The 24060-nt window shown below is 64.9% G+C and carries 22 protein-coding genes and 2 pseudogenes; 11 read left to right on the forward strand and 13 right to left on the reverse strand.

What is annotated here, in order from left to right; translation table 11 throughout:
* Positions 1 to 10 precede the first annotated feature (10 nt).
* Positions 11 to 1270, forward strand: a complete 1260-nt coding sequence (gene ispF / locus AB5I39_RS16910) for a 2-C-methyl-D-erythritol 2,4-cyclodiphosphate synthase (protein ID WP_404369527.1) — start codon at positions 11 to 13, stop codon at positions 1268 to 1270.
* A complete protein-coding gene (locus AB5I39_RS16915) occupies positions 1270 to 1800 on the forward strand; it encodes a CinA family protein (protein WP_404374217.1) in 531 nt (176 codons plus the stop codon). Before ispF ends, AB5I39_RS16915 begins: the two co-directional genes overlap by 1 nt.
* On the opposite strand, the gene AB5I39_RS16920 is transcribed toward AB5I39_RS16915, so the two are convergent.
* Positions 1731 to 2219, reverse strand: a complete 489-nt coding sequence (locus tag AB5I39_RS16920; protein ID WP_404369530.1) for a type II toxin-antitoxin system RatA family toxin — start codon at positions 2217 to 2219, stop codon at positions 1731 to 1733. The genes AB5I39_RS16915 and AB5I39_RS16920 overlap by 70 nt on opposite strands.
* Positions 2206 to 3126, reverse strand: coding sequence for a lipoyl synthase (gene lipA / locus AB5I39_RS16925; RefSeq protein ID WP_404369533.1), 921 nt, complete (start codon positions 3124 to 3126; stop codon positions 2206 to 2208). The genes AB5I39_RS16920 and lipA overlap by 14 nt, the downstream gene beginning before the upstream one ends.
* Before the next feature lie 66 nt (positions 3127 to 3192).
* Here lipA and AB5I39_RS16930 point away from each other — a divergent pair, with 66 nt between their 5' ends.
* Positions 3193 to 3822: a carbonic anhydrase gene (locus AB5I39_RS16930; RefSeq protein WP_404369536.1), complete on the forward strand. Its 630-nt coding sequence runs from the start codon at positions 3193 to 3195 to the stop codon at positions 3820 to 3822.
* 43 nt (positions 3823 to 3865) lie between these two features.
* Positions 3866 to 4312: a hypothetical protein gene (locus tag AB5I39_RS16935; protein WP_404369539.1), complete on the forward strand. Its 447-nt coding sequence runs from the start codon at positions 3866 to 3868 to the stop codon at positions 4310 to 4312.
* Positions 4313 to 4437: 125 nt separating this feature from the next.
* Here AB5I39_RS16935 and AB5I39_RS16940 read toward each other — a convergent pair whose 3' ends face one another.
* Positions 4438 to 5211: a polyphosphate kinase 2 family protein gene (locus tag AB5I39_RS16940; protein WP_404369542.1), complete on the reverse strand. Its 774-nt coding sequence runs from the start codon at positions 5209 to 5211 to the stop codon at positions 4438 to 4440.
* 111 nt (positions 5212 to 5322) lie between these two features.
* Positions 5323 to 7101 carry an aspartate--tRNA ligase gene (gene aspS, locus AB5I39_RS16945; RefSeq protein WP_404374219.1) on the reverse strand — a complete coding sequence of 593 codons (1779 nt, stop codon included), beginning with the start codon at positions 7099 to 7101 and terminating at the stop codon, positions 5323 to 5325.
* 173 nt (positions 7102 to 7274) lie between these two features.
* Between aspS and rnd the strand changes: the two genes are divergently transcribed.
* Positions 7275 to 8450 carry a ribonuclease D gene (gene rnd / locus AB5I39_RS16950; RefSeq protein ID WP_404369544.1) on the forward strand — a complete coding sequence of 392 codons (1176 nt, stop codon included), beginning with the start codon at positions 7275 to 7277 and terminating at the stop codon, positions 8448 to 8450.
* A 3-nt stretch (positions 8451 to 8453) separates the two neighbouring features.
* On the opposite strand, the gene AB5I39_RS16955 is transcribed toward rnd, so the two are convergent.
* The 5 genes from AB5I39_RS16955 to AB5I39_RS16975 are packed head-to-tail and all read right to left on the reverse strand — an operon-like array spanning position 8454 to position 14305.
* Positions 8454 to 8711, reverse strand: coding sequence for a hypothetical protein (locus AB5I39_RS16955; protein WP_404369547.1), 258 nt, complete (start codon positions 8709 to 8711; stop codon positions 8454 to 8456).
* A gap of 1 nt (position 8712) precedes the next feature.
* A complete protein-coding gene (locus AB5I39_RS16960; RefSeq protein WP_404369549.1) occupies positions 8713 to 10209 on the reverse strand; it encodes a Ppx/GppA family phosphatase in 1497 nt (498 codons plus the stop codon).
* A 7-nt stretch (positions 10210 to 10216) separates the two neighbouring features.
* Positions 10217 to 12394, reverse strand: a complete 2178-nt coding sequence (locus AB5I39_RS16965; RefSeq protein WP_404369552.1) for an RNA degradosome polyphosphate kinase — start codon at positions 12392 to 12394, stop codon at positions 10217 to 10219.
* Positions 12391 to 13014 carry a chromosomal replication initiator DnaA gene (locus tag AB5I39_RS16970; RefSeq protein ID WP_404369555.1) on the reverse strand — a complete coding sequence of 208 codons (624 nt, stop codon included), beginning with the start codon at positions 13012 to 13014 and terminating at the stop codon, positions 12391 to 12393. Before AB5I39_RS16970 ends, AB5I39_RS16965 begins: the two co-directional genes overlap by 4 nt.
* A gap of 19 nt (positions 13015 to 13033) precedes the next feature.
* Positions 13034 to 14305, reverse strand: coding sequence for a heavy-metal-associated domain-containing protein (locus AB5I39_RS16975; protein WP_404369557.1), 1272 nt, complete (start codon positions 14303 to 14305; stop codon positions 13034 to 13036).
* Positions 14306 to 14367: 62 nt separating this feature from the next.
* Here AB5I39_RS16975 and purM point away from each other — a divergent pair.
* The 4 genes and pseudogenes from purM to AB5I39_RS16995 all read left to right on the forward strand — a co-directional run bounded on the left by purM (position 14368) and on the right by AB5I39_RS16995 (position 17136).
* Positions 14368 to 15476, forward strand: a pseudogene (gene purM / locus AB5I39_RS16980) (phosphoribosylformylglycinamidine cyclo-ligase).
* 39 nt (positions 15477 to 15515) lie between these two features.
* On the forward strand, positions 15516 to 16079 hold the full coding sequence (gene purN / locus AB5I39_RS16985) for a phosphoribosylglycinamide formyltransferase (RefSeq protein ID WP_404369560.1): 564 nt from the start codon (positions 15516 to 15518) through the stop codon (positions 16077 to 16079).
* Positions 16076 to 16453, forward strand: a complete 378-nt coding sequence (locus tag AB5I39_RS16990) for an MmcQ/YjbR family DNA-binding protein (RefSeq protein ID WP_404369562.1) — start codon at positions 16076 to 16078, stop codon at positions 16451 to 16453. The genes purN and AB5I39_RS16990 overlap by 4 nt, the downstream gene beginning before the upstream one ends.
* Positions 16450 to 17136 carry a hypothetical protein gene (locus tag AB5I39_RS16995; protein ID WP_404369565.1) on the forward strand — a complete coding sequence of 229 codons (687 nt, stop codon included), beginning with the start codon at positions 16450 to 16452 and terminating at the stop codon, positions 17134 to 17136. Before AB5I39_RS16990 ends, AB5I39_RS16995 begins: the two co-directional genes overlap by 4 nt.
* Here the strand turns inward: AB5I39_RS16995 and AB5I39_RS17000 are convergent.
* From AB5I39_RS17000 to AB5I39_RS17015, 4 genes are all read right to left on the reverse strand, one after another.
* Positions 17133 to 17660, reverse strand: coding sequence for a GNAT family N-acetyltransferase (locus tag AB5I39_RS17000; protein ID WP_404369568.1), 528 nt, complete (start codon positions 17658 to 17660; stop codon positions 17133 to 17135). The two genes, AB5I39_RS16995 and AB5I39_RS17000, sit on opposite strands and share 4 nt — an antisense overlap.
* Entirely contained in the window at positions 17653 to 18075 is a 423-nt protein-coding gene (ndk, locus tag AB5I39_RS17005; RefSeq protein ID WP_404369571.1) for a nucleoside-diphosphate kinase, read from the reverse strand. The genes AB5I39_RS17000 and ndk overlap by 8 nt, the downstream gene beginning before the upstream one ends.
* 86 nt (positions 18076 to 18161) lie before the next feature.
* The gene (locus AB5I39_RS17010; protein ID WP_404369574.1) at positions 18162 to 18602 is read right to left on the reverse strand and encodes a DNA polymerase III subunit chi; all 441 of its coding nucleotides are present in this window, start codon (positions 18600 to 18602) and stop codon (positions 18162 to 18164) included.
* A 70-nt stretch (positions 18603 to 18672) separates the two neighbouring features.
* Complete coding sequence (locus AB5I39_RS17015; protein WP_404369577.1) at positions 18673 to 20145, reverse strand: leucyl aminopeptidase; 1473 nt, start codon at positions 20143 to 20145, stop codon at positions 18673 to 18675.
* A gap of 212 nt (positions 20146 to 20357) precedes the next feature.
* On the opposite strand from AB5I39_RS17015, the pseudogene AB5I39_RS17020 reads away from it, so the two are divergent.
* Positions 20358 to 22593: pseudogene (locus AB5I39_RS17020) on the forward strand (LPS-assembly protein LptD).
* A gap of 75 nt (positions 22594 to 22668) precedes the next feature.
* The gene (locus AB5I39_RS17025) at positions 22669 to 24054 is read left to right on the forward strand and encodes a peptidylprolyl isomerase (RefSeq protein ID WP_404369580.1); all 1386 of its coding nucleotides are present in this window, start codon (positions 22669 to 22671) and stop codon (positions 24052 to 24054) included.
* Positions 24055 to 24060: the final 6 nt, after the last annotated feature.

Consider the following 24060-nt stretch of genomic DNA (forward strand, 5'->3'; position numbering starts at 1 on the left):
GCGCACGCCCATGAACAGGGGAAAGACTGCCGCCATCATCGTTGCCGCTGGCACCGGAACGCGCTCGGGCAGCGCGGTGCCCAAGCAATATGTGCCGATCGGCGGCAAGGCGGTGCTGGCGCACAGCTATGCCGCGCTGACGGCGCATCCGGCGATCGACCGGGTGGTCGTTGTGATTGGTGCCGGGCAGGAAGCGGCGTTGCAGGATGCGGTCGGCGAGGCCGAACATGTGACCGGCGGCGCGACGCGGCGGATGTCGGTGCTCGCGGGATTGGAGGCGCTCGCCGCCCCCACCCGTCGCCCCGGCCCTGTGCCGGGCTCCGCCTTGCCGCAAGACGTGCAAGCGGAGGTCGTGAACCACGGTGGACCCCGGCACCAGGCCGGGGTGACGGAGGGGAGACATATCGAGCGCGTGCTGATTCATGACGCGGCCCGCCCGTTCTTGTCAGCGGACGTCATCGACCGGCTCATCGCAGCACTGGACGATCATGATGGCGCAGTCCCCGCCCTGCCCGTCGCCGACACCCTCGCGCGCGGCGACGCAGCGCTCGGCGAGACCGTCTCGCGCGACAGCCTTTACCGCATTCAGACGCCCCAAGCGTTTCGCTACGAAGCCGCGCTTAAGGCGCACCGCAACTGGTCCGGCGAAGAGCCGACCGACGATGCGCAGATGGTCCGCGCAGGCGGCGGTAGCGTGGCCTTGGTCGAAGGAGATCCGATGCTCGAAAAGATTACCCACCCCGCCGATTTCGCCGCAGCCGACGCGCGTATGACCGCAACGATGCGCGTCCGTACGGCGACCGGCTTCGACGTGCACCGGTTGGAGGCTGGCGAGGAGTTATGGCTCGGCGGCGTCCTGATCCCGCACGACAAGGGCTTGTCGGGGCATAGCGATGCTGACGTGGCGCTCCACGCGATTACCGACGCGCTGCTCGGCACGATCGCGGCGGGCGATATCGGCACGCACTTCCCGCCGAGCGATCCGCAGTGGCGCGGGGCCGATTCGGCCAAGTTCCTGCAGCACGCCGCATCGCTGATCACGGCGCGCGGCGGGATCATCGACTTCATCGACCTCACGATCATCTGCGAAGCGCCAAAGATCGGCCCGCACCGCATCGCCATGCGCGATCGCATCGCCGCGCTCTTGCAGCTTGATCCGGATCAGGTCAGCATCAAGGCGACGACGACCGAGCGGCTCGGCTTCACCGGGCGTGGCGAGGGTATCGCCGCGCAAGCTGCCGCGACGGTGCGCGTGCCGGAGACGCGATGATGGACACGATCCTGCCTGCAGAACTGGTCGAGGCCGCGCGCGGCGTAGTCGCCGCGAATCTCGCTGCCGGACGGCGGGTGTCGCTGGCGGAAAGCTGCACCGGCGGGTTGGTCGCGGCGGCGATCACCGAGATTCCGGGTTCCTCCGAGATGTTCGAATGCGGCTTCGTGACCTATTCCAACGACGCCAAGATGGAGATGCTGCGCGTCAGCGCGGACGTGCTGGAGACGTTCGGCGCGGTGTCGGTCGCAACCGCGTGGAGCATGGCCCAGGGCGCGTTGGAGGCGAGCGGGGCCGACGTGGCTGTCGCCATCACCGGCGTGGCCGGGCCGGGTGGCGGCAGCGAGAAAAAACCAGTCGGGACGGTTGTGTTCGCACGCGCCGAGCGTGGGGCCGACCCGGGCAATGTCGTCGCCGATCGCAAGGATTTCGGCGATCTCGGTCGCGGCGGGGTGCGGCTTCAGGCGGCGCTGTGCGCGCTCGAACTGCTGATGCCGCCCGAACCCGAGGCAGACGACGAGGCACCGTAAAGCACGGCGGCGCGATCCTCGAACGCGCCGATCATCTTGCGCAGGGCCGTGCCGAACACCTGGCCCGCCAGCATTTCGAACACGCGGTTCTTGAAGGCGAAATCGACCGTGAAATCGACCGCGCAACCCGTGGGATCGGGGCGAAAAACCCAATCGTTGCGCAGATATTTGAGCGGCCCGTCGAGATATTCGACATGGATGCGGTTGGGCCTTTCCTTGTCGACCTTCGAGGTGAACGTCTCGCGCAAGCCCTTGAACCCGACGATCATGTCGGCGACCAATTGCGTGTCGCTGTTCGAGCGCACGCGGATTGCCGAGACCCAGGGCAGAAACTCCGGGTAACGACCGACATCTGCGACCAGGTCGAACATCTGCTCGGGCGTGTACGGCAATCGGCGCGTTTCGTTATGCCTTGGCAAGTTTCGCCTCGCGTGCCGCCCGCATCCGGGCAAAGTCGTCGCCCGCGTGGTAGCTCGACCGCGTCAGCGGCGACGCCGCGACGAGCAGGAAGCCCTTTGCGCGGGCAATCGCCGCATACGCGTCGAAGGTCGCGGGCGTGACGAAATCGATCACCTTCGCATGGCGCGGCGTCGGCTGCAGATATTGCCCCATCGTCAGGAAATCGATCTCGGCGGAGCGCATGTCGTCCATCACCTGATGCACTTCGAGCCGTTCCTCGCCCAGCCCGAGCATCACGCCCGACTTGGTAAAGATACGCGGGTCGTGGCGCTTCACGCTCTCCAGCAGGCGCAGCGACGCGTAATAGCGGGCACCGGGCCGGATCGTCGGGTACAGCCGCGGTACGGTTTCGAGGTTGTGGTTGTAAACGTCCGGCCCCGCCTCGACGATCGATTCGATCGCGGCCTGTGCCTTGTTGCGGAAATCGGGGGTCAGGATTTCGATCGTCGTGTTGGGCGTGGTGCGGCGGAGCGCCTGGATCACCTTCACGAATTGCGACGCCCCGCCATCGGGCAGATCGTCACGATCAACCGAGGTGATGACGATATGTTCGAGGCCGAGTTCGGCAGCGGCATCGGCGGTATGCTGCGGCTCCAGTGCATCGACTGCGCGCGGCATCCCGGTCTTCACGTTGCAGAACGCGCAGGCTCGGGTGCAGGTGTCGCCCAGGATCATCACCGTCGCGTGCTTCTTGGTCCAGCACTCGCCGATATTGGGGCACGCCGCCTCTTCGCACACGGTGTTGAGGTTGAGGCGGCGCATCATTGCCTTGGTCTCGGCAAAGGCGGAGCCGCCCGGTGCCTTGACCCGGATCCAGTCTGGCTTGCGCTCTCGGGGCGGACGGGCGAGCGGGGACATCTCGTTCATGACAGCGCAGATAGCGATTGAAGCGCGCGCTTGCCAGCCCCTCCCTCTCGCCCGTAGAGCGCGGGGATGGCTGATTTTACCGAACTGCTCGCTGGCTATGGCCGCTTTCGTGATACCGACTGGACGCGTCAGCGCGCGCGCTGGGCCGAACTGTCCGAAGGGCAGAGCCCGAAGATCATGATCATCGGCTGCTCCGACAGCCGCGTCGATCCGGCGCAGGTGTTCGATACCTCGCCCGGCGAGATTTTCGTCGTGCGCAACGTCGCCAATCTGGTGCCGCCATTCGAGAATGACGGGACGCGGCACGGCGTGTCGGCTGCGCTCGAATTCGCGGTGACGCAGCTCAAGGTGTCCGAAATCGTCGTGATGGGCCATGGCTCGTGCGGCGGCGTGCATGCCGCGCTCACCCATGCCTTCGACGGCAAGGCACCGGGCGAAGGCGGCTTCATCGCGCATTGGGTCGATATTCTGGACGAGGCGCGCGACCGCGTGATCGCCGAACATGGCACCGGGCCGGAAGCCGTGCGTGCGATGGAACTGGAAACGGTGCGCGTCAGCATCGCCAATCTGCGCACCTTCCCCGGCATCGTCGAACGCGAGGCGGCGGGCACGTTGCGCCTGCGCGGCGCGTACTTCGCGATTGCCGACGGCGTGCTGCACCTGATGGACGATAGCGGCGCGTTCGCACCGGCCTGATCCGGTGATTGCCGCATAGCGGGCGATGGCGTAGCGTGACGGCATGAGACCAAACACGCTCCGGCTGCTGCGGCGGTATCACCATTACCTTGGCCTGTTCTTCGCGCCGATGATCCTCTTGTTTGCGATCAGCGGCGCGTTGCAGACCTTCCGCCTGCAGGAAGCGCGGGGCTACGGGGGCACGCCGCCCAATTGGATCGTCTGGCTGGCCAGCGTCCACAAGGATCAAGGTCCGCCGCGCGAAAAGCGTGCGGAAAAGCCCAGGGCGCCGGGCGAGGCGGTGAAGCCGCGCGCAGAGGCGCCCCGAACCGGGCCGAAGCGCCCTTCCCCGCTGCCGCTCAAGATTTTCGTGGTGCTGCTGTCGATCGCACTGGCGGTTTCGACGGTGATGGGCATCGTGATCGCGCTCGCCAACCGATCGATGCGGCGCGTGTCGATCGTGTTGCTGGTGCTGGGGACCGTGGTGCCGGTCGTTTTACTCTGGGTTTAAGAAGGGTATCTGGAGACACCACCCCCCGATCGGGCTGAGCTTGTCTAAGCCTTGCGTGCCTCACAAAGCGCGGTGGCTGCGGCAAGCAGCCCTTCGACAGGCTCAGGGCGAACGGAAGGTGGCTGTTACAGCCCCAAAGCGTCCCGCGCGATCTTATCGACTTCGGGATCGAGTTCTGGCGGCGTCATATCGATATGCGCCTCCAGCCGCTCCGCGATCGCGGTCAGTGCGGCGATCCGAGCGGCCTTCTTGTCATTGCCGTCGATCACTACCCAAGGGGCCCAACGCGTGTCGGTGCGTTTGAACATCTCGTGCATCGCGTCGAGATACTGCTCGCGCTTCGCACGGTTGCGATAATCCTCCGCGCCGGTTTTCCAGCGCTTCCACGGATGTTCTAGCCGCGCTGCCAGACGTTTGTCCTGCTGCTTTTGCGTCACATGGACGAACAGCTTGACGATCGTCGTCCCGGCATCGGCCTGTTGCGCCTCGAATTCGTTGATCTCGTCATAGCCGCGCTTCCACTCGGCTTCCTTGGCATAGCCCTCGACTCGCTCGACCAGCACGCGTCCGTACCAGCTGCGATCGAACACCGCGATATCGCCGTTGGCGGGCAATTTCTGCCAGAAGCGCCAGAGGAAGTGCCGATCCAGTTCGTCCTGCGTCGGGACCTTGATCGGCCACACTTCGAAATTGCGCGGATCCCATTCGGCGCAGAGCCGCTGAATGATGCCGCCCTTCCCCGCCGCGTCCCAGCCTTCGAACAGCACGAGCGCACGCTTCTTGTGCACGATGTGCGCGACCTGGATGTGGGAGAGCCGCTCTTGCAACGCGGCAAGGTCGGCGTCGTAATCGCCGGGGTATTTGTCGCCGGATTCGTAGTCGGAGAGTTGGATGGTCATATTCCCCTCCCGCTTGCGGGAGGGGCTAGGGGAGGGGCTGTAAACGCAATGTCCGGCATAATCCAGACATGCCCTCCCCCAGCCCCTCCCACAAGTGGGAGGGGAGTAAATTCAGCTGACCACCTTGATGTTGAGTTCCTTCAACTGCTTCGGCGTCGCGAAGTTCGGGGCGCCCATCATCAGGTCTTCGGCCTTCTGGGTCATCGGGAAAGTGATGACCTCGCGGATGTTGGGTTCGTCCGCCAGCAGCATGACGATGCGGTCGACGCCCGGCGCGGAGCCACCGTGCGGCGGGGCACCGCATTTGAAGGCGTTGATCATGCCGGCGAAATCGCGATCGACATCGGCCTGGGTGTACCCGGCGATCTCGAACGCCTTGTACATGATCTCGGGCTTGTGGTTGCGGATGGCGCCGCTCGACAGCTCGATACCGTTGCAGACGATGTCGTACTGGTACGCGAGGATATCGAGCGGATCCCTGGTTTCCAGCGCTTCCATCTCGCCCTGCGGCATCGAGAAGGGGTTGTGGCTGAAATCGACCTTCTTCGCGTCCTCGTCATATTCAAACATCGGGAAATCGACGATCCAGCAGAATTCGAAACGCTTTTCGTCGATCAGGCCGAGCTGATCAGCGACCCGCGTGCGCGCGAGGCCTGCGAGCTTGGCGGCCTGTGCTTCCTTGCCGGCCGAGAAGAAGATGCCGTCGTTCGGGCCGATACCGAGCGCGGCGGCGATTGCCTGCATCCCCTCCTGCCCGTGATTGTTGGCGATCGGGCCGCCGAACACGCCGTCCTTCTGCGTCGCATAGCCCAGCCCAGGGAAGCCCTCGCTCTGTGCCCAGCTGTTCATTTCGTCGAAGAATTTGCGGCTCTTCTCGGCAGTGCCGGGGGCCGGGATCGCGCGGACGACGTCGCCGCCCTCGACCATCGACGCGAAACGACCGAAGCCCGAGCCTTTGAACTGCTCCGAAACGTCGGTGATCAGGATCGGGTTGCGCAGATCGGGCTTGTCATTGCCGTATTTCAACATCAATTCGCGGTAGGGAATGCGCTTGAACGGCAGCGCGCTGACGGTGCGGCCCTTGCCCTGCCAGTCGGCGAATTCCTCGAACACACCGTGCAGCACCGGTTCGATCGCGGCAAAAACATCGTCCTGCGTAACGAAGCTCATTTCGAAATCGAGCTGGTAGAATTCGCCGGGCGAGCGGTCTGCGCGCGCGTCTTCGTCGCGGAAGCACGGTGCGATCTGAAAATATCGATCGAAGCCCGCGACCATCAGCAACTGCTTGAACATCTGCGGCGCCTGCGGAAGCGCGTAGAATTTGCCGGGATGAACGCGGCTCGGCACCAGATAGTCGCGCGCGCCCTCGGGCGAGGATGCGGTCAGGATCGGCGTCTGGAATTCGGTAAAGCCCTGCCCGATCATGCGCCGACGCAGCGACGAGATGACGTTCGAACGCAGCAGCACATTGGCGTGCAGCCGCTCGCGCCGCAAATCGAGGAAGCGATAGCGCAGGCGGATATCCTCTGGATACTCCTGCTCCCCGAACACCGGCATGGGCAGTTCGTTGGCGGCGGATTGCACCACCACGTCGCGCGCGCGGATTTCGATTTCGCCCGAGGGCAGGTTCGCGTTCACCGTCTCGGGTGAGCGCGCTACGACGTCACCGGTGATCGTGACGACCAATTCGGCGCGCAGTTTATCGAGCACCGCGTGCGTCGGGCTGTCGCTGTCGGTGACGATCTGGGTGATGCCGTAATGGTCGCGCAAATCGACGAACAGCAGATTGCCGTGGTCGCGCTTGCGGTGGATCCAGCCGCTGAGCTTGACCGAGGTGCCGACATCCGCGGCGCGGAGCTGGGCGCAAGTATGGGTGCGATAGGCGTGCATCATGCTTCTTCTCTTGGCGTCACTCCAGCGTAGGCTGGGGTCTTCCGGGGCGGGCGACGCGCTTACCCCAACAAGGTCCCAGCCTTCGCTGGGACGACGGTGAATTGGAGTGGTCGCGCTGCCCTTCCTCATCCGCCTTTGTCAAGGCGCGTGACCCTCGCTATGGGGTCGAGATGCATATCCACCCCCTCATCACCGACAGCGCCACGCTAGCGAATCTGTGTACGCGACTGTCGCAGGCCGATTTCGTCTGCGTCGATACCGAATTCATGCGCGAGAATACGTTCTGGCCGGAACTCTGCCTGATCCAGATTGCGGACGAGAATGAAGCCGCGGCGATCGATCCGCTCGCACCGGGGCTCGACATGAGCCCGCTGCTGCAATTGCTGGTCAACAATGAGGATGTGCTGAAGGTCTTCCACGCCGGCGGGCAGGACCTGGAAATCGTGTACAACCTCACCGGCACGACCCCGCACCCGCTGTTCGACACGCAGATCGCGGCGATGGCGCTGGGGCAAGGCGAGCAGGTCGGCTATTCCAATTTGGTCGATGCCTATCTCGGCTTCACGATCGACAAGGGCGCGCGCTTCACCGATTGGTCCAGGCGTCCGCTCGACGCGCGGCAGATCGAATATGCGATCGGCGACGTGACGCATCTCGCCAAGATTTTCCCGCGGATGCTGGACAAATTGCGCCGCACCGGGCGCGGTGCGTGGCTCGATCAGGAAATGGAGCGGCTCGGCGATCCCAAGAACTACGCCAACGACCCCGAGGAAGCCTGGCGGCGGATCAAGGTACCGAGTCGCAAGCCGGAAGTGCTTGGCCGCCTGAAGGCGCTCGCCCGCTGGCGTGAGATCGAGGCACGCGGCAAGGATCTCCCGCGCGGGCGGATCGTCAAGGATGAGACGATCGCCGATCTGGCGGGCCATGCGCCGAAGCGGCAGGCCGATCTCGCGAAGGTCCGCGGGCTTTCGGCGACCTGGGCGCAGAACGATATCGGTGCACGACTGATGCAGGCGCTCGAATCCGCCACGCCGATGACGGCGGAGGAAATGCCGTCGCGCGATGATCGCAAACCCGGCATGGGCAAGGACGGCGCGCTGGTCGCCGATTTGCTCAAGTTACTGCTCAAGATTCGATCGAAGGAAATCGACGTTGCCGCGCGCCTGCTGGCGCGGGGTGACGATATCGACGCGCTCGCCGCCGGTCAGCGCGCCGGGCTGTCAATTCTGGAAGGGTGGCGCTTCGAACAATTCGGCCGCGATGCGCTCGATCTGGTCGAGGGGCGGCTCGCCTTCGCCGTAGTGAATGGCAAGCTCAAGATGACGCGGACCGAGGATGTGACCTGACGCCTAGGCGTCGCTACGGGTGAGTTCCACGATCTCAAAGACATGGGTCTTCCACCCGCGCATGGCGGCGGCCTCCGCCGTTGCCGCACGTTTCCGCTTCGCTTCGGCGAGCGATTTGGTGTGGCCCCAGAAGACCTCGGCCTTGCCATTTTCAAGCGTCGCGACGATCCGCCAGTAATGCGTGAACGCCGTCGCGGTCGGCCCGATTGTCTTGACATAGCCGTCGGGCAGAGTGGCGGTGAGATAGACTTTGCGCGCCATCCTAGCCGGTGATCGCAGCCTTGCGCCCCAAAGCATTGGCAAGTGCCAGGTGCCGGCGCTCGACTGTCTCGCTGTAGAGCGCGCGGTCTCCCTCGGTTACGCATAACGACAGCAAGGTACCGTCATCGCCAATCGACGTGCGTTGCAACGGCCCGGCCAAGCCGCCGCTCATCCGCTGGCCCAGCCGCATCGCCAGGCCCCACTGCACTGCGCGCTTCAAGTCGGCAGCGCTGGCAAGCACGCCGATCGGCTCGGGCGTCTCGGTTCCGCCGCCGAGGCTGGTGTAGAGCGCCTGCGCGACCAGCGCCCGCCCCCGCGCATCGATCGCCACCCAATTGCCGTGTAGCGCGACCTCGACCCCGCGTTCGGCGCGGAATTCCGGGTTGGCGCGCCAGCCGACATCGGCAAGCAGGCAAGACGCCAATCGCAGCCGAGCCATGTCGCTATCGTCGCGCTTGAACAGCGGGGCGACCCAGCGATCGAGCAAATCGCCATGTTCGGGGAAGCGGCCATGACGGCGGCCTTCATCGCGCACCGCGACGATCAGCGGATCCTGTACGCGCACCGCGGGGTCGAGCGCGCCGTACAACAACCCCTCGCGCAGTCCGAAGGCGGAGACGATCGTCGTCTCGCTACCGAGATGCTTGAGCAGCACCGTCAGCAGCGCGGTGGCATCCCCCAGATTGGCCGATCGCGCCGCCGAAAGGCCCGGAATTGCGCGCAGCCACCCCTTATTAACATGGCTGATCGTGCGCCCCATCCGCGAGATCGCGTCGGCCGACATCGTGTATTGGTGGATCACCGGCAGCGGATATTGGGTCAGGTGCATGTCGAGCCGCGCCAGCGTGCGCCACGATCCGCCGACAAGATACAGCGGCAGGCCCTTCCCCTTTCCGAGCCACCCCGCCTCCTGCAGCGTCTTGCTGACAAAGCGTTGCAATGCTCCCTGCCCCTTCGCCCGCAACGCCGCGATGCGCAGTACGCCCAGGGGAAAGGACACGCGCTCATGCACTTCGCCAGCGCGCACGCGGATCAGTTCGAGACTGCCGCCGCCCAGATCGCCGACGATGCCATCGGCCTGCGGGATGGCGGAGAGCACGCCATGCCCGGCGGCGGTTGCCTCCTGCTCGCCCGACAGCAATTCGACCTCAAGCGAGAGCTGGCGCGCGTGATCGAGCAGCACCTTGCCATTGGCGGCGTCGCGCACGGCGGCGGTAGCGACGGTGCGCAGCCGGGTCACCTCCATCTCGCGCGCGACCGCAGCAAAGCGCGCGAGCGCATCGAACGCGACCGCGAGCGCCGGTTCTGCGATCTTGCCCGTCTCGGCGAGCCCACGCCCCAGGCCGGCCATCACCTTCTCATTGAACAGGATCGCGGGCAGCCGTTCCGGCCCCTGATAGACGACCAGACGAATCGAGTTCGAGCCGATATCGATGATGCCGGTACGCGGCTCCCCGAGCGTGTCCTGTCGGGGCTTACGGAACAAGAGCGTCGCCATCAGCCAGTCAACGCCAGTTGCGCAGCGAAAGTTTCGGCACCGACCCGCTCGCCGCGAGCGATGCACCGCGGCCCGACAGCGACGGGTTGGTCATGAAATAACGATGCAGGTTGAACGGCCGGTCGCCGGGTTCGACGCGGACGTACGACCCATCGGCCTGCAAATCCCAGCTTTGTTCATTGTCGATCAGATTGGCGACCATAACCTGATCGAGGATCTGCTGATGCACGGTCTTGTTCTCGATCGGCAGCATATATTCGATTCGCCGGTCGAAATTGCGCTGCATCCAGTCGGCCGAGGAGATGAACACCTTTGCCTTGTCGTTGGGCAGCGCCTTGCCATTGCCGAAGCACCAGATCCGGCTGTGCTCCAGGAAGCGCCCGATCACCGATTTCACCCGGATATTGTCGGAAAGACCCGGCACGCCGGGTTTCAGGCAGCAGATACCGCGCACGATCAGATCGATCTGCACCCCGGCGGCGCTTGCTTCGTACAGCTTGTCGATGACGGCAGGGTCGACCACCGAATTCATCTTGGCCCAGATCGACCCAGGCTTGCCCGCGTGCGCGTTGGCGATCTCGTCATCGATCAGCCGCATCAGGCGCGGGCGCAGATCGCGCGGGGACAGGCTGATCAGCGCCATATTCTCCGGCTCGACATAGCCGGTGATGTAATTGAACATCTGCGCCGCATCGCGCCCCAGCCGCGGATCGGCGGTGAAGAAGCTGAGGTCGGTATACACCTTGGCGGTGATCGGGTGGTAATTGCCCGTGCCGAAATGGCAGTAGGTGCGGTACTGCCCGGCCTCGCGCCGCACGACCATCGAGACCTTGGCGTGAGTCTTCCAATCGATAAAACCGTAGACCACCTGAACGCCCGCGCGTTCGAGCGACGCGGCCCAGAGGAGGTTCTGCTCCTCGTCGAAACGCGCCTTCAGTTCGACCACGGCGGTGACCGACTTGCCCGCTTCGGCGGCGGCGATCAGCGCGTTTATGACGGCGGGCTGCTTGCCCGCGCGGTACAGCGTCTGCTTGATCGCGACGACATCGGGGTCGGCCGCCGCTTGCCTGAGGAAGGCGAGCACCACGTCGAACGTCTCGTACGGGTGGTGGACGACGATGTCCTTCGCGCTGATCGCCGCGAAGCAGTCCCCACCGAATTCGCGCACGCGCTCGGGGAAACGTGGTGAGAAGGGGGTGAATTTCAGATCGGGGCGGTCTTCATCGACGATCGCCTCCAGATCGCCGACGCCGAGAAAGGCGCCGCTTTCGGTGACGAAGCAGTCCGCCCCGCCCAATTCGTCGCGCAGCACCGCGCCAAGTCGCTGCGGCATCCCGCTTTCGAGTTCGAGCCGGATCACGCGGCCGCGGCGGCGGCGCTTGATCGCATTGGCGAAGTAGCGGACGAGATCCTCGGCTTCTTCCTCGATCTCGATATCGCTGTCGCGCAGCACGCGGAACTCAGCGGCACCGACGACGCGGTAACCCGGAAAAACGAGCGACGCGAAACGCTTCACCAGCGATTCGACCGCGACGTAGCGCGCCTTCTCCCCCGGCAGGCGCACGAAACGCGGCATTTGCGCGGGCAGCATGACGAGTTCGCGGATCGGCTGATCGTCCGACTTGCGCACCAGATCGAACATCACCGCGAGGCCCTTATTGGGCATGAACGGAAACGGGTGCGCGGGATCGAGCGCTTGCGGCGTCAGAATCGGGAAAATCTGTTCCCGGAACTGGGTCTCGAGCCAGTGCAGATCCTCCGGAGATAATGCCTCGTCGATCGTGCGTGAGCTGAGGACCGCGATGCCCGTCTCGGCGAGTTGGCGGCGGAGATCGCGCCACACGTCGCGCTGGCTCGTCACGAGGGCGTCTGCCTCCGCCACGATTGCTGCGAGTTGCTGGCCCGAGGTCAGCCCGTCACTCGACAGGCGGGCAATGTCCTGAAGCTGCTGGCCCTTCAGCCCGGCGACGCGGACCATGAAGAATTCATCGAGGTTCGACCCCGAAATCGACAGAAAGCGCACGCGCTCCAGCAGCGGATGCGCCGGGTTGCAGGCTTCCTCCAACACGCGTCGATTGAACGCGAGCCAGGACAGCTCGCGATTGAAATAGCGCTCGCTCCCCTCGCCGCGCGCAAACGGATCGTCGTCATGGTCCATACTTACGATATGGGCGGGGCGGGTCATGGGGTTTCCGTCGATTCGGGGTCACGTCCGGGGATCAGTCCCGCGTCTTCCAATGTGACGCGCGCGAGCGGTATCGACAAGCGTTTGTGCCGCGCCAGCACGGCCTGATCGAGCAGATCGACCGCGCGCAGCAAGGCGATATGCGTGCGTTCCACCCGCACGACGAGCCACTGGATCACATCGGCGCGCGCATCGATTCCGCGCCGCAGGAACTGCCGTTCGAACAGGCTGCGCATCAACGCTTCATCGGGATCGCCGATCCGCACCGTCGGGCTGGCGGTGAGGCGCGAGCGCAGATCGGGCAGCTTGATGACCCATTCCGGCGGCGGCGCATCGGCGACGATCACCACCGGGCGACGCTCCTCCTGCGCGCGGTTCCAGGCGTGAAAGATCGTCGTCTCGTTCTGCCGCTCGGCATCGTCGATCAGGCCACCCCCGGTCTTCGCCGCGAAGATCCGCGCGAGCAGGCTGCGCCCGGATTTACGCGGACCGGTAACGACGACGGCCATCACCGGCCAGGTGCTCCAGCGTTCGAGCTGCTGCACGGCACGCTCGTTCGACGGACCGATCAGAAATTCGTCGTCGCGCGGATCGGCTGGCCAATCGAACGGGAGCGCCATTTGCGATGGCTGGACCATGTCAGCCGGTCGAAGTGTCGGTGGGCGGTGTGGCCGGTCCACCTTGGCTTGGTGCGGCGGGACGGCGGATGCGCAGGGTCGATCCGCTTGCCGCCACGCTCCAGCCACGCGCTTCGAGCGCGGCCCGCAACACCGCGACATCGCCATCGAACGACACGCGAATTACCGATACGCCGCCGATCGCGAGACTGGTGGTGATCGCCGAGCGCACGCCGGGCACCGCCTGCAGGGCATTTTCACTGGAGGTGACCGACGAAGAGGTTGGCGTATCGATTTGCACCGTCACGACCGAACTGGCGGCACCCGTGGGGGGTGTCGCGCCTTCAATTCCGAGATCGATCGGGACCACCCCGGTCGGCGTGTCGGTCGGCGTCGGCGTCGCGACCGGGGCGACGAAAGCGAGGCCCGGATCGCCGGTCAGCATTCCGGAGCGCAACGCCACCTGATAGGCATCGTCGAGCCGCTTGACCCCGGCATCGAGCAGCACGGGCAGCGCATCGCCCCGATCGACGCGAAGCGAAAACTGCGTCAGCAGCCGGTTGTCGGGGCCGTGGCGTGCCTCGAACAAGCCAATGATCGGCCCGCCCGGCCATTCGCGGCGCAGCGTAACCTTGGGTACGAGAATGTCATTGGCGCCATATTGATCAAGCACGACGCGCCACCAGCCGCGGCCAGGCCGCCCGGTCTGCCCGAAATTGAGCAACATTCCGTCCGCGCCCGTGCCGCTCGGCCGGACATAGTCGATCGCGCTGTTGACGGTGCGGTAGCGTGTCCAGGCGTCCGCCCAGGCGGTCTTGCGCTCGAAGCCGCTTGCGGCACCGCCGCTGACCTCGATCGGGATCGTCAGCATCGGGGCAGAACGCGCCGCGCCGATCGGCACGCCGAGGATCGCCCCCGCGCGCGCGCGACTGAACAAGACACCGAGCCTCGCGATATAGCGGTTCGGACCGATCTGCTCGTTTTCGACCACGATGCCGGACACCACGCCGTCGAGCGCGCCATCGGACAGCGTCGGCCCGGTCACCCCCATTCGCTGCGCCAGCATCGCCCAGCCCTTGCGCTGCGCGATGCGCCAGCCCGCTAGCCGCGCCGCTTCGGCCGATTTGCCGGTCACATCGACCTCGACCCCGCCAATCTCGAAACTCCCCGAACTGTCCGCCGGAGCGAGGCCCTGATCGGGATCGTCGACTTGCGCGATCACCAGCCCCCCGGTTGCAGCAAGCGCAAGTGCGGCGGCGAACTCGATCGGGCGGGAAAAGCGACGGAATGGCATTGTGGCGCCCTTTTGGCGAAGGAGGCGTGGAAATCCAAGCAGGATATGGCTAGGCACGCACGATGAGCGACACGACACCCGCAAATACGCCCTACACCTATGCCCAAGCGGGCGTCTCGATTGCCGCCGGCAACGCGCTGGTGCGCGCGATTGGACCGCTGGCGAAATCGACGCGGCGTTCGGGCGCGGATGCCGAATTGGCGGGTTTGGCGGGTTTTTCGACCTGAAGGCGGCGGGCTTCGTCGATCCCTTGCTGGTCGCCGCGAATGACGGCGTCGGCACCAAGCTGAAACTCGCGATCGAGCATGACCGGCATGACGGGGTCGGCATCGATCTGGTCGCGATGTGCGCCAACGACCTGATCGTACAGGGTGCAGAACCGCTCTTCTTCCTCGACTATTATGCGACGGCGAAGATCGATCCGGGCGTTGCCGAGCGCGTGATCGCCTCGATCGCCGAAGGCTGCCGTCAGGCCGGTTGCGCGCTGATAGGCGGCGAGACGGCGGAGATGCCGGGCATGTACGCGGCGGACGATTACGATCTGGCGGGTTTCTGCGTCGGCGCGGTCGAGCGTGACCGGGTGCTGACCGGGCAAGCGATTGCGCCGGGCGATGTCGTGCTTGGGTTGGCATCGTCTGGGGTGCATTCGAACGGCTTCTCGCTGGTCCGGCGTCTTGCCGCGGACAAGGGATGGAAGCTCGATCGCCCCGCGCTGTTCGATGCCGACGTCTTGCTAATCGAGGCGCTGATGGCGCCGACGCGGATATACGTGAAATCACTGCTGCCGCTGCTCGCCGACGGCGCGATCAAGGGGCTTGCGCATATCACCGGTGGCGGCTTGCTGGAGAATATCCCGCGCGTCTTGCCGGAGGGTACGCACGCGAAGGTCGATGCCAATTCCTGGCCACAGCCGCGGCTGATGGCGTTCTTGCAGGCGCAGGGCAATATCGAGCCCGAGGAAATGGCGCGGACGTTCAATTGCGGGATCGGCATGGTCGCGGTTGTGACGGCGGATCGGGCCGAGGCGGTTGCTGCGGCGCTCGAGGCGGCGGGCGAGACGGTGTTTACAATCGGCCGGATCGACGCGGGCGAGCGCGGCTGCACGGTGTCCGGGTCGGACGAGATCTGGGGCGGGCGCGGTGCGTGGTCGGCGACGCATGTTCATGGGTAGGTCTCCCGCCGAGCGCTTCGCTGGGGCGGTGGGTGGGTGATGGCCGCACCCGTCACCAAGGTCGGCATCCTTATCTCCGGCCGCGGCTCGAACATGATGGCGCTTGTAGAGCAGGCGCGCGGCTATGAAGTGGCTTTGATCGCGTCCGACAAGCCCGACGCCGCCGGGATCGCGTGGGCGCAACAACACGGCCTCGCCACCTTCACGCAGTCACCCAAGGGCATCCCCAAAGCCGAGTATGAAGCGGCGATCGACGCTGCACTTCGTGATGCCAGCGTCGAAATCATCGCCCTCGCCGGTTATATGCGATTGCTCTCCGACGATTTCGTTGCGCGCTGGCGCGGCAAGATCATCAACATTCACCCATCGCTGCTGCCCAAGTATAAGGGGCTCGACACCCACGCTCGCGCGATGGAAGCTGGCGAGGCGGTCGCGGGCTGCTCGGTCCATGTCGTGACCGAGGAACTCGACGGCGGCGAAGTGCTCGGCCAGGCCGAGGTGCCGATCCTCCCTGGCGACACGCCCGATACGCTGGCCGCGCGCGTGCTCGAGGCGGAGCACCGACTTTATCCCCGCATTCTGGCGGAGTTTTGCGCACGATGAGCCCCGATCCGGAAGCCGTCCTCGCCAAGGTCCGCGCACTTGCGCTGGCGTTGCCCGAAACCGCTGAGCGCCTGTCGCACAGCGCGCCCGGCTTCCACATCGAGAAGGGCAAGTTTTTCGCCTATTTCTGGCATGACCTCCACGGCGACGGTGAAACAGCGGTGGTCGTCAAGACGACCGGTCGCGACGAGCAGGCGATGCTGATCGAGATGGACCCCGATCGCTATTACACCCCGCCCTATCTCGGCACGTCGGGCTGGGTCGCGATGCGGCTCGACCGGGAGGATTTGGATTGGGATCGGGTCGGCGATCGGATCGCGATCAGCTGGGAATTGGTCGCGCCGCGGCGCTTGCTGGAGGCTGGCGGTCGATGAGCGACGAACCCGAAGCGCCGGTCGAGCCCGTCGCGGCCCCTGCCCACGAACCCAAGAAATCCGACCCCGCGCTGCAAGTCGCCGCCACCGAGGCGGTCGCCAAGGCCGAGGCCGCCGCCACGCGCCGCCGCTGGATCAACCTTGGCGAGTTCGTCGCGGTCGCGGGGCTGATCATCGCCTTGCTCGGTCTCTATCTCAACTGGAGCGACCGCCGCGAGGAAACGGCTGAAAAGCAGGTTGCCGCCGCCAAGGCCGAGCGCGAGAGCGCGCGGTTCGAACTGCGCGCAGTGCCAAGCGCGAAAGGGACCGCCCTCACCCTGCAGCATGACGAACGGCACCCGATCCGCGATGCGACGGTCAGCTTCCCGACAGCGCTGGGCGTGGGCAGCAAAGATACGGTCGCCGATCAGATCGACCGTGGCTGGTTCGAGCGCGCACTGCTTAAAGCGACCGATGGCGGGCCGGACGCGCGCAGCGGGCGGCTCCCGGTGCTGATCGTGCTGACCTATTGGGATGGCGACACGCCGCGCACCACGCGTGGGATTTACGACATTGGGTGGCGGACCGAGGGCGGTTTTCCCTTCGGGCGAACTCTGAAGCTCGAAAGCTTGCGGCTTCACGAGCTAGGCGGCGACCAGAGACGGCTTGATGCAGTGTGGGCGGCGGAGCGGCCGAAAGGCTAAACGCTGCGGGCGTAGACGAAATCGTCGTGAATCACGCTGCCGACCTTGAACTGCCTGGTTCCAATCCGTTCGAAACCTTGGCGTTCATAAAAGCGATGCGCGCGGTGATTTTCGCCCCACACGCCGAGCAGCACGCGGCTTTTGCCCAGCCGCGCGGCGTCCGCGAGGGCCTGCGCCATCAGGGCGGGGCCCGCCCCGGTGCCGTGCAAACGCCCCATCGCGTAGATGCGGCGAAGCTCGATATCGCCCTCCCGCACCTCGACCGGCAGATCGACGGAGGTCAGAAGGGTGTAACCAAGCGGCGCATAGCCGGGTAGGGCCTCAGCCAGCGTAACGGCGCTCAGCGGATCGCTCGCCCAGGCGGCGAATTTCTCGCGCGTGTTGTTAGCCAGGCAATGCGCCACCATGTCGGCGCCATCGAGCGCGCCGGCGTAGGTTTCCAGAAACGTGGCGGATGCAACGAGCGCGAGGGCATCGGCATCCGCCGCCCCCGCGCTGCGCAGCCGCCAGGCCGGATCAGCCAACGATTTCTTCGGGCTTGAAGAAATATGCTATTTCGATCGCGGCATTCTCGTCGCTGTCCGAACCGTGGACGGTGTTCGCCTCGATCAATTCGGCCAGTTCCTTGCGGATCGTGCCGGGCTCGGCGTTCGCCGGGTTGGTCGCGCCCATGATGTCGCGGTTGCGCTGCATCGCGTTCTCGCCTTCGAGAACCTGCACGACGACCGGGCCGGAGATCATGAATTCGACCAGCTCACCGAAGAACGGGCGTTCCTTGTGCACCGCGTAGAAGCCCTCGGCCTGCTCGCGCGTCATGTGGATGCGCTTCGAGGCGACGACGCGCAGGCCGGCTTCCTCGAGCATCTTGGTGACGGCACCCGTCAGGTTGCGACGCGTCGCGTCAGGCTTGATGATCGAAAACGTACGGTTCGCGGCCATGACCGTGAAGCTCCTGTGTAAACATTGGGGGAAGTCGCGGCTCCCTAATCGGCGGGCCGCGCCGATGCAAGCCTTGGGATCTGTACTCAGGCCGCCTGTTCCCAGCGACCGGCGTCGTTCTGTTTCCAGTAACGCCGCTCGACGCCGTCGCGATCGGCCAGCGCTTTCCACGCCACGCGCGCTTCAGCGATGCGCTCGCCGTCGAAAAAGTGGAAGGCGCGATCGAAGGTCAGCGCCTCATCGCGCCAGATGCCATCAGCAAGCGCGATGTTGCGCGCGGCATTGGTCGGCTTCGGGTGCTCCGCGATCAGAATCGGCTGGGCGGCATCCCCCTCCCCTTCGGCGACGGCGTGGGGGAGGAAACTCTCCGGCGTGTAGGTCCACAGCAACCGGTCGATAGCGCTGCGCTGCGCCTCGGCTTCCGACACGACCAGCAAGCGCCCGCCGCCTTCTACCACCCGCTCGGCAATGCGCGGGAGCACGCGGTCGAGCGGTTGCAGTGTAAGGTGGTAGAAATCGACTTGCACTTCGCCCCCGCTCCTTATCGCCGCACGGAACCCGTCACCCCGGCCTTCGCTGGGGTGACGGATGTTCGCGTTACCCCTCGAAATGATCCGCTACGAAGCGGTCGAGCAAACGCACACCGAAGCCGGTCGCGCCCTTGTCGAACGTGGCACCGGGCTTGTCGGCCCACACCATGCCAGCGATATCGAGATGCGCCCACTTCACGCCGGTATCGACGAAACGCTGGATGAACTGCGCCGCAGTGATCGAACCGCCGCCGCGCGGGCCGACGTTCTTCATATCGGCGATCGGGCTATCGATCAGCTTGTTATACGCGTCCGACAGCGGGAAGCGCCACAGCGGATCCCCCACCGCCTTGCCCGCCGCGATCAACTGATCGGCAAGGGCGTCGTCGTTCGAGAAGCAGCCGGCATGTTCATTGCCCAGGCTGATGATGATCGCACCGGTCAGCGTGGCCAGATCGACGATCGTTTTGGGACGATGCGTCCGCTGTACCCAGGTGATCGCGTCGCACAGCACCAGCCGCCCCTCGGCATCGGTGTTGAGCACTTCGATCGTCTGGCCCGACATCGAGGTCAGGATGTCGCCGGGGCGGATCGCGTCACCATCGGGCATGTTCTCGACCAGCCCGCACACGCCGATGACATTGGCCTTGGCCTTGCGCCCGGCGAGCGCCTTCATCGCGCCAACCACGGCGCCCGCGCCGCCCATGTCCCACTTCATGTCTTCCATGCCGGGGCCAGGCTTCAGTGAGATGCCGCCGGTGTCAAAGGTGACGCCCTTGCCGACCAGCGCCAGGTCGGGATCGCCAGCCCCTGCCCCGCTCCACTTCAGCGCGAGCAGCCGCGCCTCCTTGGCCGAGCCCTGCGCCACGCCGAGCAACGCGCCCATGCCGAGTTCACGCATCTCGGCATCACCGAGCACGGTGACTTCGAGGCCGAGTCCCTCAACCTCCGCCAGCACCTTGGCGACGAAGGTTTCAGGATAGATGACGTTTGGCGGCTCGGCCACGAGCGTGCGGGTGAGCTCGATCCCCTCGGTCAGCGCCTTTTGCTTGCTCCACGCCGCGTCGGTGCCATCGGCCGTGCCATGCAGGACGACGGTCTTGAGCGTGGGCTTGGCCTTTTCCGAAAGCTTCGTGCGGTAGATATCGTGACGCCAGCCACGCTGTGCGGCGGCGGCAGCGAAACGCGCGGCGGCCTTCGGCGTCGCGTCGGCATGCGCGAAATCGACGCTTGCGCTTTCGACCCCCGACGTCAGCAGTCTTGCGGTGAGCGCTCCACCGGCGCGTTCGAAATCGCTCTCGCTGGCGGCACCGACACCGATCAGCAGCACCCGGCGCACGCCTGCAGCTTCGCCGACAAATGTTTCGACGACGCTCGCCGTCTCGCCTTCGAACCGGCTGGCACGGGCGGCCGCCTTGACGAGCTCGAGAGCAGCAGCATCGATCAGCCCGGTGTCGAGCCGGGCCAGCCCATCCTTTTCAACAAGAAGGGCAATGGCTGCGCTCGGTGCGGGCGCGCCGCTGGTAAGATCGATCTGCATGAAGAAGCCTCGGTTACGACGGAAGAGGGATGAGTCGTAGCTATGTAGGACGGCGAGACCGTGCCTGCAAAGTGCAGCGCGTGCAAAGACCGCCGACGCATTTTGACGCAGCACGATTGCAGCAACACCACGGCGATGCGATAGGGCGGCTTAGATCAGCGGCATCGGGCAGTGTTCCGGGCCTTTTTGTGCCAGGGTATTGTTCCGACGTGATGCGTGCTTTCCTCCTTGCTACCGCCGTGTCGCCGCTGGTGCTGCTTGCTGCCCAGGCTTCGGCGCAGGATCTGCAGACGCGCACGACGCCGCCCCCGCCGCCGTCCGCCACGCCGAGCGCTGGCGACGATCAGGTGCAGTTTACGGCCAATGCCCTGCAATACGATATCGACGACGAAGTGGTAACGGCGACCGGCGACGTCCGCATGTACCGCAGCGGTGATCGGCTGCGCGCGGATAAGGTCGTGTGGAACCGCAAGACCGGCAAGGTAATCGCGACCGGCAATATCGCCGTCGTCAATCCGGGCGGCGACACGGCCTATGGCAATTCGATCGAGTTGAGCGATGCCCTGAAGGACGGCGTGGTCGATAACATGCTGTTGGTTCTTGAACGCGGCGGTCGGCTTGCGGCACGCAAGGGCACGCGCTCGCTCGATGAGACGGTCATCCTGGAGGATGCCGCCTACACGCCGTGCGCGGTGACCGGATCGGACGGATGCCCGAAGGAGCCGTCGTGGAAGATCACGGCGGTGCGCGTGATCTATCGCCCCGAACGCGGCCGAATCTGACTATAAAGGCGCGCGGATCAATCTGTTCGGATTGCCCACGCTGCCGCTCCCGGCGCTGTCCAATCCAGTCGGCGGGGACAATAATAGCGGCCTGCTTAGCCCCGACTTTCGCTACGGTCGCGTCAACGGGTTCGAATTCGCCCAGCCTTACCATTTCGCGCTGGCGCCCAATCGCGGGCTGACCATTACGCCGCGTTTCTATAGTGCGGTCCTGCCGATGTTGCAGGCCGACTATAGCGCGCTCAACACCCTCGGGTCCTACAAGATCGCCGGTTACGCCACGGCCAGCCCACGGAGCGCTGACCTGCTGACACCTACCCCGCCGGGCACGCCCAATTTCTTCCGCGGCTATCTGGACGGCGTTGGCCAATTCCAGCTCAGCCCGAATTGGAGCGCGACGGCATCGGTACGCCTGGTCACCGATCGCACGTTCCTTCGCCGGTACGACATTTCGACCGACGACCGGCTGCGCACCACCGCCAGTCTCGAACGGATCGATCGCGACAGCTATTTCGCGATCACCGGCTGGTATGTGCAGACGTTGCGCGTTGGCGACCGTCAGGGCTTGCAGCCGATCGCACTGCCCGAGATCGATTTCCGCAAGCGCCTGAAAGACCCGTGGCTCGGCGGGACGTTCGAGTTCCAGGCCAACAGCCTTGCCATCGCGCGGCCGGCCGGCCAAGATACGCAGCGGGCCTTTGCGAGCGCGAAATGGGATGTGCGCAAGCTGACGCCGTGGGGCCAGGAGATTACCTTCACCGCCTTTGCGCGCGGCGATGTCTACAACGCCAACGATACGCTGGCCACGACGGTCGCGAGCTATCGCGGTAATGAGGGGATCAGCGCGCGGGCGATCGGTGCGCTGGCGGTCGATGTGAAATGGCCCCTGATCGGATCCTTTCTGGGCGGCACGCAGCGCCTGACCCCGCGCTTCCAGATCGTCGCCTCGCCGCAGACGACCAATCTTGCCGTTCCGAATGAGGATGCACGCGCGGTCGACCTCGAGGATTCGAACCTGTTCGCGCTGAACCGCTTCCCCGGGTACGATCGGTTCGAGGATTCGACGCGTTTCACCTATGGACTGGATTGGGCGGTCGATTTGCCGGGCTTGTCCTTCACCACGAACGTCGGGCAAAGCTATCGCCTGAACACCCGTGCGACCTTGTTCCCCGACGGAACCGGCCTGTCGCGGCGGATGTCGGACATCGTCGGTCGTTCCGAGCTTCGTTACCACGATTTCGTGTCGGTGGTGCACCGCTATCGGCTCGACAAGGACAGCCTCGTGCTGCGCCGTAACGAGCTGGACGCCACGATCGGGTCACGCCAGACCTATGTCGTGGTCGGGTATCTCCGGCTTAACCGCAAGATCGATCCCACCTTGGAAGATCTCCAGGATCGGGAAGAAGTGCGCGTGGGCGCGCGTGTGCAATTTGCAAAATTCTGGTCGCTGTTCGGATCGACCGTGATCGATCTTACCGATCGCGCGGAAGATCCGCTGGGGCTTGCCGACGGTTTCGACCCTGTGCGGCATCGCCTTGGCGTGCAATATGAGGATGATTGTCTGCGGCTTGGGGTCACCTGGCGCCGCGATTATCAGGACACCGGCGACGCGCGCAGCGGCAATAGCTATCTGTTGACGCTGGCATTCAAAAATCTTGGCCGCTAAGCACTGGTTCAGGCGGAATGCCGCACTGGGCCCGAATGGCTACGGTGGTGGCTGGCGGAATGGGACTCAAATTACGTGAAGACTAAATTTGCAAAGGCGGCCCGCATCGGCCGTACGCTTGGCCTGAGTGTCGCGGCTGCTGCCCTGATGTCGATGACGGGCACCTCGATCGCGCAGAGCGTGCCCGACACTGCGGCTCCCAAGGGCAGTCTTGATCTCCCCGACAACCCGCAGGTGTTCGGCAAGGTCGATCCGAACGTGCGCAAGCCGACCGCGCTCGTAAACGGTGCCGTCATTACCGGAACGGACGTCGACCAGCGCGCCGCACTGCTGATCGCGGCGCGCGAATTGAAGCTCAATCCGGCCGAATTGGCGCAATATAAGCTGCTCATCACGCGCCAGCTGATCGACGAAACGCTGGAGATCCAGCAAGCGAAGACGGCTGAGGTGAAGATCCCGGCCGAGGAAATCAACAAGACCTACAATTCGATCGTCGCCCGCAATTTCGGTAAGACGCCGGCCGAGATGCGTACCTATCTGCGCACGATTGGCTCCTCCGAGCGGTCGCTGAAGCGTCAGATCGAAGCCGAATTGTCCTGGAACAAATACCTTCGCCGCAAGGTCGACGTGAACGTCGGCGACGAAGAGGTGAAGGCGATCATCAAGAAGCTCACCGACGCGCAGGGCACGACCGAATATCATGTGCGCGAAATCTATCTGAAGGCCGATGCCGACCGCGCGCAGGAGGTGTTCAACCAAGCCAAGCAGATGATGGAGTCGATCCAAAAGCGCGAAAAGGGCGACGACACGTTCGGTTATTACGCGCGCGGCTTCTCCAATGCGACGACCGCCGCGACCGAGGGCGATCTTGACTGGCTGAACGAGTCTCAGCTCGCGCAATTGCCGCCGTCACTGGTCGAGGCAATCAAGTCGATGACGCCGGAGCATCTTGCCGGGCCAATCGAAGTCCCAGGCGGCTTCTCGATCATCTACCTTGTGGAAACACGCAAGGTCGGGGTCGCCGATCCGCTCGACGCCACGCTTACGCTGAAGCAAGTCAGCGTGCGCTTCCCCGAGGGAATTACCCAGGCGCAAGCCGACGTGCGCGTCGCGGATTTTTCCAAGGCGACGCAAGCGATCCGCGGCTGCGGCGAGGTCGCCAAGGTTGCTGCAACGCTCGGTGCGGAGGTGGTGGACAATGCCTCGGTGCAGGTCCGCCAATTGCCAGGCGCGCTGCGCGACATCATGCTGAAGCTGCAGGTTGGCGAGGCCAGCCCGCCGTTCGGATCGGTCAAGGACGGCATCCGTACGCTGGTGCTGTGCGGCCGCGACGAGGCGCGCGGTGGGAACGTTCCTGGCCTAGAGCAGATGCGCAATCAGATGGAGAGCCAGCGCACCAATTTGCGCGCAAGCCAATTGCTGCGCGATTTGCGGCGTGACGCGATCGTCGAATATCGATGATCGCAG

This window comes from Sphingomonas sp. MMS24-J45 (assembly GCF_044881195.1).
GTDB lineage: Bacteria > Pseudomonadota > Alphaproteobacteria > Sphingomonadales > Sphingomonadaceae > Sphingomonas.